The sequence below is a fragment of the Maribellus sp. CM-23 genome (assembly GCF_021354595.1).
Classification (GTDB): Bacteria; Bacteroidota; Bacteroidia; order Bacteroidales; family Prolixibacteraceae; genus Draconibacterium.
The window spans coordinates 264,327-281,093 of record NZ_JADWYJ010000001.1; the positions used below are offsets into that span (position 1 = coordinate 264,327).

Annotated in this window: 10 protein-coding genes; 1 reads left to right on the top strand and 9 read right to left on the bottom strand. The window is 45.0% G+C overall.

The features are described from left to right. Window positions 1-18 precede the first annotated feature (18 nt). From INQ51_RS00985 to INQ51_RS01000, 4 genes are all read right to left on the bottom strand, one after another. Window positions 19-2,166, bottom strand: a complete 2,148-nt coding sequence (locus INQ51_RS00985; RefSeq protein ID WP_233376031.1) for a GH92 family glycosyl hydrolase — start codon at window positions 2,164-2,166, stop codon at window positions 19-21. A gap of 134 nt (window positions 2,167-2,300) precedes the next feature. Beyond that, complete coding sequence (locus INQ51_RS00990) at window positions 2,301-3,866, bottom strand: RagB/SusD family nutrient uptake outer membrane protein (RefSeq protein ID WP_233376032.1); 1,566 nt, start codon at window positions 3,864-3,866, stop codon at window positions 2,301-2,303. 23 nt (window positions 3,867-3,889) lie between these two features. Further along, entirely contained in the window at window positions 3,890-7,228 is a 3,339-nt protein-coding gene (locus tag INQ51_RS00995) for a TonB-dependent receptor (RefSeq protein ID WP_233376033.1), read from the bottom strand. A gap of 216 nt (window positions 7,229-7,444) precedes the next feature. Further along, the gene (locus INQ51_RS01000) at window positions 7,445-8,416 is read right to left on the bottom strand and encodes a FecR family protein (RefSeq protein ID WP_233376034.1); all 972 of its coding nucleotides are present in this window, start codon (window positions 8,414-8,416) and stop codon (window positions 7,445-7,447) included. A 171-nt stretch (window positions 8,417-8,587) separates the two neighbouring features. Between INQ51_RS01000 and INQ51_RS01005 the strand changes: the two genes are divergently transcribed. Continuing rightward, a complete protein-coding gene (locus INQ51_RS01005) occupies window positions 8,588-9,160 on the top strand; it encodes an RNA polymerase sigma factor (RefSeq protein WP_233376035.1) in 573 nt (190 codons plus the stop codon). A 172-nt stretch (window positions 9,161-9,332) separates the two neighbouring features. On the opposite strand, the gene INQ51_RS01010 is transcribed toward INQ51_RS01005, so the two are convergent. Genes INQ51_RS01010 through INQ51_RS01030 form a run of 5 tightly spaced genes read right to left on the bottom strand, consistent with a single transcriptional unit; the run spans window position 9,333 to window position 16,741 of the window. Further along, window positions 9,333-11,144, bottom strand: coding sequence for a glycoside hydrolase family 2 protein (locus tag INQ51_RS01010; RefSeq protein ID WP_233376036.1), 1,812 nt, complete (start codon window positions 11,142-11,144; stop codon window positions 9,333-9,335). 40 nt (window positions 11,145-11,184) lie between these two features. Next, on the bottom strand, window positions 11,185-12,177 hold the full coding sequence (locus INQ51_RS01015) for a glycoside hydrolase family 43 protein (protein ID WP_233376037.1): 993 nt from the start codon (window positions 12,175-12,177) through the stop codon (window positions 11,185-11,187). Window positions 12,178-12,185: 8 nt separating this feature from the next. After that, complete coding sequence (locus tag INQ51_RS01020) at window positions 12,186-13,745, bottom strand: family 43 glycosylhydrolase (RefSeq protein ID WP_233376038.1); 1,560 nt, start codon at window positions 13,743-13,745, stop codon at window positions 12,186-12,188. Window positions 13,746-13,760: 15 nt separating this feature from the next. Next, the gene (locus tag INQ51_RS01025) at window positions 13,761-15,626 is read right to left on the bottom strand and encodes a glycoside hydrolase family 127 protein (protein WP_233376039.1); all 1,866 of its coding nucleotides are present in this window, start codon (window positions 15,624-15,626) and stop codon (window positions 13,761-13,763) included. Then, window positions 15,623-16,741: a glycoside hydrolase family 43 protein gene (locus INQ51_RS01030; protein WP_233376040.1), complete on the bottom strand. Its 1,119-nt coding sequence runs from the start codon at window positions 16,739-16,741 to the stop codon at window positions 15,623-15,625. Before INQ51_RS01030 ends, INQ51_RS01025 begins: the two co-directional genes overlap by 4 nt. Window positions 16,742-16,767 lie beyond the last annotated feature (26 nt).

Here is a 16,767-nt window from a genome sequence, read left to right on the forward strand (position 1 = left end):
GTAGGTATTTTTTTATTTCTATTCTGTTTTAATAAGGATAGTTCCACCTCCCACAAGTTGTTCATGAGAGATGAAATACCCGCTGATTCTTGAATTTTCAAAAGTAATATCCTGAATTTTATTCCCTGAATTTTCCTTTCGGATGACCGTGTTCTTTGCTTCTTCCAACGCCAGTTCCACTTTATCGAAAAGCGGGACTGATACGATGTATTCGGCGTCGGCCGGCGAATACGGATAAAAGCCCATGGCCGCAAACACGTACCACGACGACATTTCACCTGCATCGTCCATTCCGCAAAGCGCCAGATCATGTTCTCCCATTCCGTAGAAACGGTTCAAGATGCTGTCGAGAACAACCTGAGACTTTTCCTGTTTGCCAATAAATGTGTACAAATACGGAAAGCTGTGATCCGGTTGATTGCCGTGGCAATACTGTCCGATAAACGAGGATACATTGCGCGCGATGTAATTCCCTTTCCACGGAATTGAAAACAGCGAATCGAGCTTGTTTTCGAAAGCAGCTTCACTGGAATAAAGACTTATCAGCCCCTTGGTATCGTGTGGCGCAAAAAAGGAAGACTGCCACGCATTGGCTTCCCGGTACATGTATTCGTAATACGGATATTCAGGATTGAAATTGTTCACCCAATCTCCGTTCTCCAGGCGCCCGCGCATTAATCCGCTGGAAGGATCGAACAGGTTTTTATAATTCCGGCTCCGCTTCATCAGCATTTCATAATCCCCGTTTTTTCCCAGTGCGTTGGCAAGAAGAGCGAGAGAGTAATCGTCGTAGGCATATTCGAGGGTTTTGGTTACACCCGCCTTTGCCTTGGTTTCCACATGCGGATGCTCAACTACGGGTGTTGAGATGTATCCTTTCGCAATGTATTCCGAAATGTAAGGCCGCGTGCCTCCTTCTTTGGTTGCATTGTTAAGCAATAACTCGTAAGCTTTATCAATATCGTATCCTTTTATTCCGCGCAGATAGCAGCCGGCAATAAAAGGCGCGGCATGGTCACCGTGAAAAAAGGTCGGCATAAACCCCGAATTTTCGCCTTTATCGATCAGCGACTGAATAACATCGCTAGTAACATCGGGCGCCAGCATACCCAGTAAAACCAGTTTATTGCGGTAGGTATCCCAGAGTGATGGGTTTGTGTAATAACGGAAACTTTTGTTTACCACCTTTCCGGCAGTATCGGTAAAATCACCATTTACATCACTGCGAAGGGCCGGCCACAAAAACGAACGGTAGAGCGAAGAGTAGAACAGTTCCTTTTCGCGCTCGCTGCCACCTGTTACCTTTATTTTTGAAAGCAGATTTTCCCAGGTTTGGGAGGCCTCTTCTTTTACCTGGCTAAAACTTTTACCCGAAAGTTCGGCCTCCAGGTTTTGCCGGGCATTTTCGGCACTGACAAACGAAAGTGCCAGTTTAATTTCTACCGGGTTTTCTGAATCGCTGTTATCAAAAGAAACAACGGCGACTTTTCGAGATCCGTCGCCGGTTGTTTCAAGGTTTACTATGGTCCGGTTGGTTTCGGCATAGAAAAATATCTTATCCCCTGTTTTCTGAAAACCTTTAAAAACATGGTCTCCATCTTGTTCAATGTGCCAGTCCTGCACCCGTTCGTTCGATTGGGCAAGGTTCACAATCAGTTTTTGCGGTTTGCCTTTGGGGTAATGGTAAGAATGAAAACCACAGCGAAGTGTTGTGGTCAGTTCTGCATTAATTCCGTAGCGCTTCAGGTATACCTGGTAGTAACCTGGTTCGGCTGACTCATTTTTATGACTAAAAGCAGAAGCAAAATCATCGCTGGTGAAGTTTTCGGTTACCGGGAAAAGCGGAATGTGACACAAATTCCAATGTCCTTTGTTGGTGTGCGTGAAAGCGTAAATTACCGTATCCTCGTATTCATAGCCGGCACCGCTGTGCCACTCGGTAACCGGACTCAATTGTACCATGGCGTTGGGCAACGAAGCTCCCGGGTAAGTAAGCCCGGCCCAAACCCGCCAGTCTTTGGGCGGATTGTAACCACAATCGATGCTGTCTTGCAGTGGAGCCGTTCCCAGAAAAGGGTTTACGTATTGGGTAAATTTCTTGTTCGAATGCGTACAAGCTGCCAAAACAGAAAAAAGTACAATCAGTATACAAACGGTTTTCCTCATTTCATAAAAAACTGTCTCAAAAATTGATTTATGCTGTGCTTGGCAAGTTAAGCAATATATAATTAACAGCCGGCAGAAAAGCTCCCGCCGGCTGTTGAAAAAGCACTTTATATCAGCATGTTCTGATGCTGTTTTTATTTGCTGGCATAACCTTCGTTCTGAACCAGGTTCGGGTTACGTTGCAATTCGCTCAATGAAATCGGGAAAGCCAGGTCGGTTTGTTTGAATGTGGCTCCCGTTGCATTTTGGGCACCAATCAGGTCAACATATGTAACCTTTCCTTTCTCTGTGTCAGAGATAACCGGGAATTTCATTGTTCTTACACAGTCGTCCCACAATTTAAATTCCAGCGGGAATTCGCGGATTCTTTCTGTCCAGCAAGCTTCGATAAAATCTTCTTTTGACAAAGCCAGCAAACCGGCTTTGATCTCCGCTTCTGTTTCTCCCTCAGTAGCAGCACGCACCTGAACTTTAGCCAGATAAGTAGCTGCTTCATCGGTTACTCCTTCTGTCTGTGCAATTGATTCAGCATAATCCAGGTAAGCTTCTGCCAAACGGTAAAAATTCCAGTCTTTTGTACTAATACCGGTCGACAACAAAGCCGTTTCATCAAAATAATACCAGCACCCTGCCTGTCCTTCCGGAGCTGTCCAGGTTTTACCGTTGTTCGGATTGGTATAGGTCCAATGGAAAAACTGGTTGGGTTGAATACGAAGATCGTTTTGTTCATATACATTCAAAAACCGATCGCTTGGACCGTACACTCTTTCAAAAATAGAATAGGTACCAAATACCGCTGTTGCAGAAGAAGAGAACGCATAAGTTGGCCACCAGCTGCCATTGGAAATGCCTGCATCGTATTCCTGCGCATAGATAACCTCATTTAGGTCGTCGGTTGAACGCAGTTGATTGAAAGCACTGCTACCTTCCAGGTCGGTATTCGCCGTAAGCGCATGAGGCGACTCAACTACAATTTTTGCATAGATTTTTGCATTGGCATAATCTCCCTGGTAGAAGTAAACATCAGCCAGCGCCATGGCAGCAACGTATTTTGAAACACGGCGCCCGTTGTCGAAAAATGTTTTTTCGGGCAAAGTATCTACTGCATCTTTCAAATCTTCCTCGATTTGCGCGAAAACAGCCGAAGCAGCCGTTCTTTCCGGATAAAGATTTTCCAGCGTTGAAGGCTCGAGCAACAAAGGCACATCACCAAATGTTTTTACCAGGTAAAAATAGTTGAAGGCCCTGAAGAATTTGGCTTCAGCCGATAGTTTGCTTGCATTGTTGGGATCCATCTGAATGTTGGGAATGCTCACAATTGCATTGTTGGCAACATTAATGGCAGCGTAACAGTTATCCCAGATATCATCCGATGTATTGGAAATTTCATTGGTATGCTCCTGGCGGGTTAACAAGCGCGAATACTTGCAAACTACTTCCTGACCTTCGTAACTATTGCTAAAATAGCCTGTCAACATTCCCGGAATCGAAGCCTTCGGCCCAATGTACGCACTGGCTGCTTGTGAAATACGCCTTGTGGCTCCGATGCGGTATAAATAGTTCACATTTTCCAAAGCCTGCGTTTCCGTTTTATAATAATTGTCACCAGTTATGGATGATTTTGGATTTTCATCCAAAAAGTCGGTACACGATGTCAGGTAAACAAGGCTCAGTGATAAGAATACTATTATTTTTCTCATAGTAGTTATCGTTTTAAAATTCATTAAAATGTTACGTTTAATCCAAATGTCCATGTTCGGGCTCTCGGATAAGAAAAGAAGGTCATGTTCTGTCCAAATTTAGCACTGGTGTTATCGCCCTGCGAGGTTGCTTCTGGATCATACCCGTTGAAATCTTTCGAAGTAAGCAGAAAAGCATTGTTTACACTGGTGTATAAACGCAATGCTGAAATTCCCAGAGACTGGCATTTGGCATTGGAGAACGTATAACCCAACTGAATAAGGTTGGCTCTCAGGTAAGAACCATCGGCAATCCAGCCCGAATCTACGGTTGTATTTTGGCCTGCATGACCTGAGTTACTCAAATAAATAGCCTGTTGCATGGTATATGGATTGGTTCCATCGTAAGCATCGTACAAAATCTCTGACAGCCCGTTGGTAATTCCAAAACGGTCGTAGGTTGAATGGTAGAACTGCTGCATGGTTTCAACGCCCCATACAAACTGTAAGTCAACCGTTAAATCGAAATTCCTATAGTTAAAGGTGTTGATCAAACTACCTGTCCAGTCCGGCATTCCTTTACCAATGATTTCTTTTTCGGTTGAACGTTTGGCACGGCCAATATCGCTTTTTTTGCAATCACCGGCTTCGTAATCTTCGATGGTGTAAACGCCCAATCTTTTGTATCCGTAGAAACTACTCAGGTTTTCACCCACACGTAAAATACTTTCCGAACCACCTACCCAGTAATTCATTTCGATATCTTCGTCGTTGTCTCCCAAATGAAGAATCTTGTTTTTATTGTAGTTCAGGTTCAGATTAATATCCCACGAAAAATCGCTGGTTCTTACCGGGGTTGCATTCACCATCATATCGAGGCCCTGGTTTTGAACCGAACCAATGTTTTTGAAGATAGAGCTAAAGCCTGAAGAAGTTGGCAGCGGCGTTTCGAGCAAGAGGTCGGTTGTTTTCTTGTGGTAATAAGAAATATCAAAATTCAAACCGTTGTCAAACAAACCTAAATTGAAACCAAAGTCGAATTGGGCTGTTTTTTCCCACTTCAGATCAGGGTTGGCAATGGAGTTGATGTACGAATATGGTGATCTGGAACCATCAAGCAACAATGTTCCCGAGCCAACTGACGCCAACGACTTGTAAGTATCGATTTCAGAGTTTCCGGTTAACCCGTAGCTGGTGTGAAATTTCAGCATGCTGATTGTTGCATTGTCTTTCAGGAAATCTTCCTGCGAAGCGTTCCAGGCCAAACCTGCCGATGGGAAAAACGCGTATTTGTTATTTTCTCCAAATTTCGACGAACCATCGTAACGACCGGTCATTGTTACTGAATACTTATCGTTGTAAGTATAGGCCAAACGCAGGAAGTAAGAGTTCATAGCCCAGCGGTCGTGGCTGGATGTTGGCGCAGACGGATTTGTTCCGGCTCCCATGTTATTCCATTCAAAAAAGTCGTCGCTAAATCCTTCGGTGTACGAACTGTCGTAATTGGACGTACGTTCCTGCCAAGAAAGACCTGCCATGGCATTTAACCTATGTGATTCAAATACTTTCTGGTAGGTCAGGTAAGTTTCTTCCTGCCAGTAAAAAGTATTGGTATGATTAATATAGGCCCATCCGTTTGGCATCGAAATGTTATTCAATGCAATGGAAGAATAACCTTTGTTGGTTCTATTGTGGTTATCGATCCCCAATTGGGTTTTCAGATCCAAACCATCAGCCAAATGGAAAGTAAGAGCCGCATTCCCGAAGATCTGCGTATTGTATCTCATTCTTTTCTGCAGGTCCAGAATCATGGCCGGGTTAGACATCCCTTCAAAACCAAATGTATCGGACATCGACGAGCTGGAAGAAGTAGTGTAGTTTCCGGCGGCATCTCTTACCGGCAGCCAGGGCAACATCTCAATCATGGTACGACGGGCTTCCTGTCCGCCACCTGTTTCAGGAGTGTAGCGGCCCCAAGAGTGGTTCACCATCAAATTAATGGCTGTAGACATCCATTCTTTAGGATCGGCGTCAAAAGACAGTTTGGCATTCACACGCTTGCTGTATGTGTTGTTTACCACTCCCTGATGATCGGTATAGTTCAGGAAGGCACCTGTTGAAGAGTTTTTGCCTGCTTGCTGAACATTCAGCTGGTGGTTGTGCGAAATGGCAGTTCTGGTAGCTTCTCTCTGCCAGTCAGTATCGTACAGGGGATTTCCGTTCCCGTCAAAATAATTCCGGTCGGTGAACCAGTCAGCGCGGTTAAGCGACCATTCTTTTCCCATGTACTCATTTTCGTTGGCCAGCCCGATCATAAAAGCGTCGGTCCATTCCTGGGCATTCAATACATCCATAAAACGGGCAACAGTGCTTAAGCTGGTTGATCCCTGGTAGCTTACCCGGGCTCCTTCGCCGTCTTTTTTTCCGCGTTTGGTAGTTACCAAAATAACACCGTTGGCACCGCGGGCACCGTAAATAGCTGCAGCAGAAGCATCTTTCAATACTTCAATCCGCTCAATATCGTTCGGGTTCATCAGTCCGAAGTTTTCCATCACCACACCGTCAACCACGTAAAGGGGATCAGAAGAAGAAGTAATCGTAGATAACCCCCTGATCACCACACGACTTTGGTAAGCTCCGGGTTGCGATGAGTTGGAATAGATGTTTACTCCCGATACTTTTCCTCTTAGGTTTTCAAGGGCGCTAAAACTCTGCGCTTTTACCAACTCTTCTCCTTTCGCCTGGGCGATTGACCCTGTAACATCGTGTTTACGCATGGTTCCGTAACCGATGGCCACTACCTCGTCAATCCCGATGGTTTCTTCAACCATCTGCACATTGATTGTTGTGTTTCCGGCAACCGGCACTTCCTGAGTACGCATGCCAATAAACGAAAACTGCAAAACAGCATCAGCGGCAATATCTCCTTTAATCGAGTATTCTCCGTCGAAATTGGTCACTGTTCCCTGTGTGGTACCTTTTACGATTACAGTAACTCCCGGCAGTGGCAAACCACCTGCATCGGAAACTGTTCCTTTTACTTCACGGGTTTGCGGAGTAGCGGGCAAGCTTACTTCTTCGCCGGTTTTATTGTACAATGCCACCTGGCGGCCAACAATTTTATAGACAACCTCTGTTCCGTTAAAAATATTATCCAGCACATCGATGATGTTTGAATTCGCAAGATTTACGGATACTTCCCTTCTTGTATCAATGTCTTCTGAATAAAAAAAGCGAAACTCACTCTGCGCTTCTATTTCTTTTAAAACAGTACTTACGGTAACATCTCTCAGCTCGAGCGATAGTTTAGTTGATTGCGAGTAGCTCTCCGAAGCCACTGTCGTAAAAACGGTTAAGCACAAAATAAAAAGACTTAACTTCATAATTCTTAAAATTTTAACAAAGAAATCACCCAAAGGGATCTTTCTCAATCTCTTTTTTTTCATAATTTTGAATTGATGTGATTAATAATTTGAATAAATTATTGTTCTCGAAAGTGGGGAGGTTCGCGGCTTCCTCACTTTTAATTTTTACAGATACAATACAATCGATAGAACATCGATCACGATAGTTTTACGTCATAGGCACCTCTTTTAGTTTTATGGTTCGTTATTTTTTATTACCAGTTTTCGTTCGTTTTTATTGTATTCAAATTTGAGCGGAAGCGTAATTTCCAGCAAATCCATTACTTCACTCACCGATTCGTATTCGATGGTTGCGTTGAGCCGTTTTTGCGCCAGCAATTCATCCTGAATATCAATGGAAATGTTGTACCAGCGTTCCAGACGTTGTATCACATCACCCAGCGGCTCATTTTTAAAGATCAGCTTGTTGTTGATCCACGAGGTAAACAAGTTTGTCTCCACCTTATTTACAGCAATACTGTGACTGATGGTATCAATGCGTGCCTGTTCGCCGGGATTCAAAAATCTTTGTTCGCCGGTTTTGCTTGTTACGGCCACTTTTCCCCTTTCAAGCGTAACCTCCGGCAATGCATTGTTATAGGCCATTATATTAAAAGCAGTTCCATATACATCTACGGTTAATGCCGGAGTTTCCACTTCAAACGGACGTTTGCTTTGGGCCACATCAAAATAAGCCTCCCCGTCTAATTTTACCAAACGTTTGTCGCCGGAAAAACTTTTAGGAAAACTTAACGATGAACCCGCATTCAGGTAAACTACCGATCCATCCGGAAGTGTAAAATTTGTTTTCGAAGCCAGGGGTGTTGAAATGGTTTGGGTTCCCTCCATTAACGGTTCTTTCCTTATATTCAGAAAAAAAGCAATGGCTAAGGGAATAAAAAGTACGGCTGCAATCCGGGTCAGATAGGTAACAAACCTGTTATTTTGCTTCCCTCCCCGTTCGCGGTTATTTATTTCGAAGTGAATTTTGTGCAAGGTTGGAGATAAGTCGGGCGCTTCCTGTTCAAGTGGCATTTCCTTCCAGTGTTCCTGCATACTTTGCCCCAATTCCGTCTGCTTTTCCGGCTTCAGAAACATGTTTAAGAAAGCCAGAAACTCGCTCTCGGAACACTTGTTCTCCAAATAATTTTTAAAAAATCCTTTCATTAGTCTTATTGTCGTTATTATAAACGTTCATGCAGATAAAAACCCCTGCTCTGATTTAAATTTTTTTTAAAAACTCGTTTTTCTATCTTTAGCGTTCTTACAAAGCAAGGCATTCATCATTAAAGGAAATAAAACATTTTTATACTTTTACACCTCTCTACAAACAATAGAATGGATCAAGCTAAACTCGTAAAGCGCTTAATTTCCGGCGATAAGATTGTGGTAAACGAACTGTATGAAAAATACAGTGCCAAGCTTTACCATTTTGCTTTTGGCTATTTAAAATCGGAACCCGATGCTTTAGACATTGTACAGGAAGTATTTGTCAACCTCTGGGAAAACCGAAAAAAGCTCCACAAAGATTCGAATTTAAATGCTTATTTGTTCACCATTGCCAAAAACACCATTATTTCGGTCTTCCGGAAAAAGCTCTCTGAGAAACAATACCTGGAAGATATAAAGAACAAAGTGGTGGTAAATGCGATAGACACCGAATCGCGGGTGAACTATGATCTTTTAACCGAAAAAATAACCCACCTGGTTGACCAGTTGCCACCGCAAAGAAAGAAAGTGTATGTTTTAAGCAAAGAAAAAGGTTTTTCGAACCAGGCAGTTGCCGACGAATTGGGGATTTCTGTTAAAACGGTGGAAGACCACATTACCAAAGCCCGCAAATTTTTAAAAGACAACCTGAGCGAGTACGGCTTGTTTGCCTTGCTTTTTATCGAACTTTTTGTTTCCTGAATTATCCAAATCACATCAAAACGATAAAGCCCAAAGTGTTAGGCTCTGAGAATGTTGAACATTCCCATTTGCTTCCTGTATAAGTGCGGCTGGCGGAACAAAAAAATTCCCCCGATTTCTCAGGGGAATCTCTCTAAAGCCGGATACAAATCCGATTATTTTTTAATCTGTATTAATCTTCCAGCACTTTACAAACCTTCTGGTTGATGGCTTTCAGGCGGTCTTCTTCCAGTTTGATCACTTTCCGGTCGTAGGTCATCAGGCCATTTACCTCGCCTTCCACATCGGTAGTTTGTGTGTAAACCGCTGCCGAAAATCCCGATTTTGCCATTTTGATCAGCTGCTCAGCAAACTCAACATATTTGTCCGTTACTTCCTTTGAGTTCTTAAACTGAACATAGCCCCAGTTTTTATCCGTCATCCACAGATGTCCTTCGAGGGCCAGGCCAATACCGCCGTATTCACCCAAAACCGTGGCACGGCTGCCGTCGTACAAATACATTTCGGGGCCGGGATAATTATGCAGGTCGAGCATGTCACCCACACGGTAATGGTTTCCGCCACTGGCAGGATTTACCAAACGGCTCGGGTCGTACGCTTTGGTCCACTCCACAATTTCTTCGGTTTTGAACTGTCCCCATGCCTCGTTAAACGGCACCCAGCAAATCACCGAGGGATTCGACATGTGTTCGTCCATGATCTCTTTCCACTCGGCGCGGTAGTTGGCTTCCGATTCAGGCGAACGTTTCAGCTCGGTTCCGTCAAAATACTGGCGGTTTTGCCAACGCGGAGATTCACCGCCGTTGGGCATGTCCTGCCAAACCAGAATTCCCAGCTGGTCGCAATGGGTATACCAACGAGCCGGCTCCACTTTTACGTGTTTGCGAATCATGTTAAAGCCAAAATCTTTTGTCTTAACAATGTCATATTTCAACGCTTCATCTGTTGGGGCCGTGTACAGTCCGTCGGGCCACCATCCCTGATCAAGCGGACCAAACTGGAAATAATCCTTGTTATTCAGTTGCAGACGTACAATTCCGTTTTCATCGCGTTTCGAGGAAACCTTGCGCATGGCGGTGTAACTTTTCACTTCGTCCACCGTTTTTCCACTGCTCATCAGTTTTACTTCCAGGTCGTACAGAAAAGGCGATTCGGGGCTCCACAATTTTGCATCGGCAACTGCCAGGTCAACCGACTGCCCGGCCACAGCTTTTCCACTTGATACCACATTCCCGGCATCTTTCAACACCACTTCATAAATATCACCGTACGAGGCGCCGCAAACACCTGCATTCACTTTCAGGCTGCCGTTGTCGATATCAGGCACAGCAAGCACGCTTGTAATGTGTTTTTCAGCCACAGGCTCCAGCCAAACTGTTTGCCAGATACCGGTAACCGGAGTGTACCAGATCCCATGTGGATTTCCAATCTGTTTTCCGCGTGGCTGGTATCCTTTGTCGGAAGGGTCCCAAACTTTTACCACCAGGCTTTGTTCTCCCGATTTGGCAAGAAATGGCGTTACATCGAACGAAAAAGCATCGTAACCCCCTTCGTGATTCCCCACTTTAATGTCGTTCACCCACACATCGGCTTTCCAATCAACGGCGCCAAAATGCAGCAGCATTTTTTTACCTTTCCAGGCAGATGGAACTGTAAAAGTACGTTTGTACCACAGTTCTTTTTCGGCGCCCACACGCTTCTGCACCCCTGACAAACTTGATTCAACTGCAAACGGGACCAAAATGTCGCCGTCAAACTCTCCGGGTTGTGTTTGCCCTGCGGCTGTAATTGCATATTCCCACAAGCCATTCAGGTTAAGCCAGCTGGAGCGCTCCATCAAAGGACGGGGATATTCGGGCAAAACATTGTTTACATCCATCTTATCTGCCCACGAAGTTTTAATTTTATCGCCCGCAGGTTGCCACTGGGCAAACACATTCAACGAACCAACAATCATTAACAGACTCAAAATTCTCTTCATCATTTTTTAAAGGTATTAGGTGTTTTAGATTCAATAAACTCTTTTATTTCAACGGTCTTTGAGATACTCCTTCAAAAGTAATCTTTACCGGTTTAATAAGGCCATTCTCATCAAAATACATTCGATCAATACAGGTTTCGCGGTGATTTCCATCGGTTTCACCCAAAGGGCGGCGATGATACACAATGTAGTATTCATCCGTTCCGGGAACTTGAATCACTGAGTGATGCCCCGCTCCAGTTGCCACATTTGGATCTTGCTTCAGAATCTTTCCGATTCTTTTGAACGGGCCAAAGGGCGAATCGGCAATGGCATAAGCCACGCTGTAGTCGGGACCTGTCCAGCCACCTTCGCTCCACATAAAATAATACTTGCCGTTGCGGATAAACATAAACGGGCCTTCCACATAACCTTCGGGCGTGATTTCCTTAAAAATGGTACCATCGTCGAAAGGAACAAATCCGGTAAAATCGTCCTTCATTTTGGCAACGTTACAATGCCGCCAGCCACCGTAAAACATGTAATACTGATCATCTTTATCCTGAAAAACAAACTGATCGATGGGTTGAGCACCGTTGTGAAATTTATCGAGCAGCGGTTTGCCGAGGTAGTCTTTGTACGGGCCTTCGGGCTGATCGGCCACGCCAATCCCGATTCCGCCTTCCTCGTTATCGCTTTGAATATCGTTGGCTGCGAAAAACAGGAAATACTTGTCGTCTTTCTGAACAATCGCCGGGGCCCACATCGCACGCCACGCCCATTTTACTTCGGTAGTGTCAATAATCCGTTCGTGCTTTTCCCAGGTTACCAGATCGCTTGAAGAAAAGCAATCCATAAAAACCTGCTCGTTGTAAGGCGCTGAATACGTCGGAAAAATCCAGTATTTATCGCCGAAAACAATTCCTTCAGGATCGGCATACCAACCGTCAAACACCGGATTATGGTTATTGCCCGTTCTTTTTTGCGCCATTCCCGTGAGGCACAATAACATAAAAGAGGACAGAAGTATAAAATGCGAAATCTTGTACATACTCATATTTTCCTTTAATTATAGTGATACTTTATTGTTACTGATGAAAAGTGAAAAGCGTTTTTACCGCCTCCCTGGGTAATAAAACCAGCGCGGGGAGAAAATCCCCATTGAGCGAGAAAGGTCCCGTCAACCTGCTGTGGCTGATTCACCTGTACCGGAATCCAGTCTTCACCGTTCTCCGACCAGAAGAACTGAAAGTAGCGTCCGGAAACAGCTTCATACTTTAGGAACACTGAAGCCGGTTTGTTCAATGCCACCTTCGAGAGAATTTGCTCTTCGCCATTTTTTACCTGGTATAGCACCAAGTCATTCTGGTCGACTGCAAGGCTCAAGAAACAATTCATATTGCTGTAGATACCGATTCCATTTCGTCCTTCTGCAGGAATTACCTCTGACACCAGCTCATAATTTCCTTTTTCGGGCCGCAACCCCAGGAAAGAAATGCCGCTTTGCTGCGGAGTAATTATTAGTTCACCGTCTGCTACTTTCGCATCAGGTTTCACTCCTATTATGTCCCATTCCAGAAACGATAAAAACTTATTGGTTGAGAAATCGTCTGCAAAAACGGAATCAATTCTTTGTACCGTATTTTCAAACGGAACCGGCGCACTTTCCGAAGCCGTGCCATTCTTAAAATATGGCCAGCCCGTTTCTTCGTTCCAGAACATTTCATCCAGCATTCCCTGCCGCCCGATAAACTCGAAATCGGTGGCATTGTACGAATGATACATGTAAAAGTGCCGTCCGTCGGGAGTATTCACCAACGTTCCGTGCCCTGTACAACGCCAGGTTTCTCCTCCCTGCAAAATGGGTTCAGGATTTTGTTCCCAGCCCTCTCTTAAGTTTTTGGACCGCGCCACCATAACGTGGTAATCGCAGCGATTGTCGCAGCAACCACCCGCCGAATACAACAGGTAATAGTAGCCATTGCGTTTTATCAGGCACTGGCCTTCGTGTCCCGGGCCTTTCCAACCTTTTGATTGATCCGTCAGCGAAAAATGCTCGCCTTTTAAGCTCAATCCGTCTTCGCTCAATTCAGACGCTAAGATTTCAATCTCGCGGCCTTCGGTCAAACCATACGCTTTCCAGGTAATGTAAAACTTACCATCCTCATCCTGAAATACAAAAGCATCAATGGCTTCGTCGCCCCACTCAATAATAATTCCGTGATCGGTAAATCCTTCATAAATATTTTTTGTGCTTGCCACACCGATGCAGGCGATTCCTGTATCCTTTCTTTTGGTGGTATAGTACACGAAAAAGGTTCCGTCTCTATAATACAGTTCAGGAGCCCAAAAATCTTCCGAAGACCACGCAGGCGGCTCGCTAAAAACGGCACCAATTCGCTTCCAGTTGATCAGGTCCTTTGATTCGTAGAGTGGATAATTGGGAGCAAAATCATTACTGGTTCCGGCGGCATAATACACGTCACCCACCCTGATAATCGTAGGATCGGGGAAATCTCCTTTAATAACCGGGTTTTGATAAGCTTCCTGCTTCCTGTCTTTTTGAGGAGCCGTGCAAGCCGTTATAAAAAAGGCGGCAACCATTAGTTTAAAAATATGCTTCATGTTGTATCTTCTGAACTATTCTTTATGATCAATCCAAACTTTCATTCTTCCTGCTTCGCGGTTATCCCAGGCAAAATACGGGATCAGCGTAAAATTCACATCACCCGTGCTTCCCTCTACCTGAACCATTCCGTCCAGTTTACCGAAAGCTTTTGTTGTTTTAAAAGTGCTGGCTTTTGACAAATAAATATCGTCCCAGCTTTCATCCTTCTGATCCGTTTCTTCAATGCAATACACCAGCGGGCCCCGTTGAATCGCGCGCTTGCCAACGTTTGCTTCCACACGCGGATCGGCCGCAACTACTTCCACCGGCATGTCCAACTCAAGCAAAATTTTATCTCCTTCTTCCCAGTTTCTATCCAAAGTCACATAGCCATTTTCCTCTTGGACAGAATGTTGCTTTTCTTCGTTTACCGAAAGCGAAAAATGCTTGCACCATCCGGGAATCCGGAGATGTACGGGAAAAGAAGCTTTCTTTTCAGGCTGAACTTCTATTTCGATGTTTCCGTCCCAGGGGTAATTGGTATGCTGAACAAGTTTGAGCTTTGCAGGCCCCACTTTCATTTCGGCTGTGCTTCCCACGTATAAGTTTACAAACACTCCGTTTGATTCAGAAGTAGCATAAATATAGCTGCCAACAGAAGGTAAAAAGCGCGACACGTTGCTCGGACAACAAGCGCAGCCAAACCATTCCTGACGATGGTGATGTCCTTCCGACTCGAGCGGATTTACATAGAAGAAAAGGTCACCTTCGAGCGAAACTCCGGCCAGTACGCCGTTGTACATCGAGCGCTCCATCACATCGATGTATTTAGCATCCTGCGAAAACAGGTTCATCCGGCTGTTCCATAAAACCATGCCAATGGAGGCACAGGTTTCGCAATAGGCTTCCTTGTTGGGAAGATCGTAGTCACTTGAAAATCCTTCGTTCGAACCGGAGCTTCCAATTCCCCCGGTAATGTACATATTGCGTTCCACCACATCCTCCCAAACACGTTCGAGCGCAGCCACATATTCCGGTAAGTTCTTTTCGGCTGCCACATCAGCCATTCCCGAAAACAGGTACATGGCTCGCACCGCATGTCCTTTTATATCCGAAATTTCAGAAACAGGAACATCGTCCTGGCAATAAGCCGGTCCCCAGTGTTTGTTGTCCCAGATAGCGCCTTTACCATGTCCGTGGCCGCGTTCTTCCAGCAACCAATGAGACAAGTCCCGGTACTTTTTCTCACCCGTTTCGTGGTAAAGTTTTACCAGCGCCAGTTCAATCTCTTCGTGCCCGGGAACCCAATGTTTTTTACCGGGGCCAAAGGTTTCGCACAAGTAATCGGCAAAATTGGTCGCTACCTTCAAAAAGGTAGTTTTCCCGGTAGCTTTGTGATGTGCTACTGCAGCCTCTATCATGTGCCCGCCACAGTACATTTCGTGCTTTTCCATGTCGGTCCACCTGTCCTCAGGGTGGTTCAGCGTGTAAAAAGTATTCAGGTAACCATCCGCTTGCTGAGCCTTGGCAATGTAGCTGATCCACCTGTCAAGTAAAGCTTCGTGCTCCGGATTTGGGTTGTTGATCAGCGAATAGGCAATGCCTTCCATCGCTTTGTACACATCCGAATCATCAAAATAAATTCCTTTGTGTCCTCCATCCATCAGCCCCGCGGCCTTAATAAAGTTATTGATTCGCTCGGTTGAATCCTGTGCCTGAGCAATACAGGTTTCCAGCGTGGCATCGGCATGTGCCTGTAATCGTCCGCTCCAAAAGTGATCGCTGATTTTTACCTGGTTGAAAGGCACCTGCTGAGTTCTGTAATTCTGAGTCGTGCTATGGCATCCCGCAAGAAGGATTGCCAAAGCCAAAAATAGATTTATCCAAACTTTTTTCATCGTTGATCTTCTTTTGTTGTCGGTCCGTGAACAATCAGTTTTCCATTCGTATCAATCTCCATCGGATCGATAAAAACCACGCGTTCGTCTCCTGTTTTTGAAGTTCTTCCGTGGTACACACACAGCAGTGTTTCCCCATCGGGAGCCAGTGTCACCGAGTTATGCCCGGTACCCGTTACCACACCACCCTGCTCTACGTTTTTCTGCAAAACCGGGTTGTTAGCGGCTTTCTGAAAGGGGCCTAAAGGAGAATCGGAAGTGGCATAACCCACTGCGTAGTTTTTCCCACCAAAGTAATTGGCCGAGTACATAATGTAGTAGGTATCCTTGTTTTTCAGCAGGAACGAACCTTCGGTCCAGCGGCGGTTAACTTCGCCCGAGGTTACCGAACGACTTTCCCACTCTGCCTGCTGATCGTCCATCTTCACCGGGGGACGCAGCAATAGTTTGGGTTCTCCGATAATCCCAGAGAAGTCAGCCTGAAGTTCTACCCCGTAAATCCAGCTCTCTTCAATCTCCTTGAACATCCCTTTTTCACGGGCCCAGTCGGCCACTTCGCTTTCCACCGGATTTTTATAGCAGCAGCGCGAATAATACAGGTAAACTTTGTCGTCTTCAAACCAAAGGTTTCCATCGATAACAGGATATCCCGGATCAAATATCGGACGATCCATCAGATCGGTGTAAGGCCCGGTTGGATTGTCGGCAACCGCCACTCCGATACGAAAGTTTTCGAGTTCGTTGGTGGGATTTTCACGCCAGTCAGCACTAAACAGCAGATAAAACTTCCCGTCTTTTTCGTACAATTCAGGAGCCCAGAAATTGGCGATATTCCACGAATCATCTGTATTTCCCTGATAAATGCGGCCTTCGTCTTTCCAGTTTTTTAAGTCCGAAGACGAATACATTTTGAAGCCATCCTTTACACCACCGGTGCCAACCATGTAATACATTCCATCCGATGCTTTCAGAATATACGGATCGCCAAATTCAACGGGTAACGGGTTGTCAAATTTCAGCGGTTCTTTTGCCGGCTGACACCCCGTAACAAAGGTTATTAGCCCCAAAAGCAATACAAGCGCAAATTCATTTAAACTGATTTTGATTTGTTTCATTATTAGGTTTGATTTAAGTTGATGTC

Coding starts and splice junctions, on each gene's coding strand:
- INQ51_RS00985 (WP_233376031.1), bottom strand. CDS start 2,166: ATGAGGAAAACCGTTTGTATACTGATTGTACTTTTTTCTGTTTTGGCA.
- INQ51_RS00990 (WP_233376032.1), bottom strand. CDS start 3,866: ATGAGAAAAATAATAGTATTCTTATCACTGAGCCTTGTTTACCTGACA.
- INQ51_RS00995 (WP_233376033.1), bottom strand. CDS start 7,228: ATGAAGTTAAGTCTTTTTATTTTGTGCTTAACCGTTTTTACGACAGTG.
- INQ51_RS01000 (WP_233376034.1), bottom strand. CDS start 8,416: ATGAAAGGATTTTTTAAAAATTATTTGGAGAACAAGTGTTCCGAGAGC.
- INQ51_RS01005 (WP_233376035.1), top strand. CDS start 8,588: ATGGATCAAGCTAAACTCGTAAAGCGCTTAATTTCCGGCGATAAGATT.
- INQ51_RS01010 (WP_233376036.1), bottom strand. CDS start 11,144: ATGATGAAGAGAATTTTGAGTCTGTTAATGATTGTTGGTTCGTTGAAT.
- INQ51_RS01015 (WP_233376037.1), bottom strand. CDS start 12,177: ATGAGTATGTACAAGATTTCGCATTTTATACTTCTGTCCTCTTTTATG.
- INQ51_RS01020 (WP_233376038.1), bottom strand. CDS start 13,745: ATGAAGCATATTTTTAAACTAATGGTTGCCGCCTTTTTTATAACGGCT.
- INQ51_RS01025 (WP_233376039.1), bottom strand. CDS start 15,626: ATGAAAAAAGTTTGGATAAATCTATTTTTGGCTTTGGCAATCCTTCTT.
- INQ51_RS01030 (WP_233376040.1), bottom strand. CDS start 16,741: ATGAAACAAATCAAAATCAGTTTAAATGAATTTGCGCTTGTATTGCTT.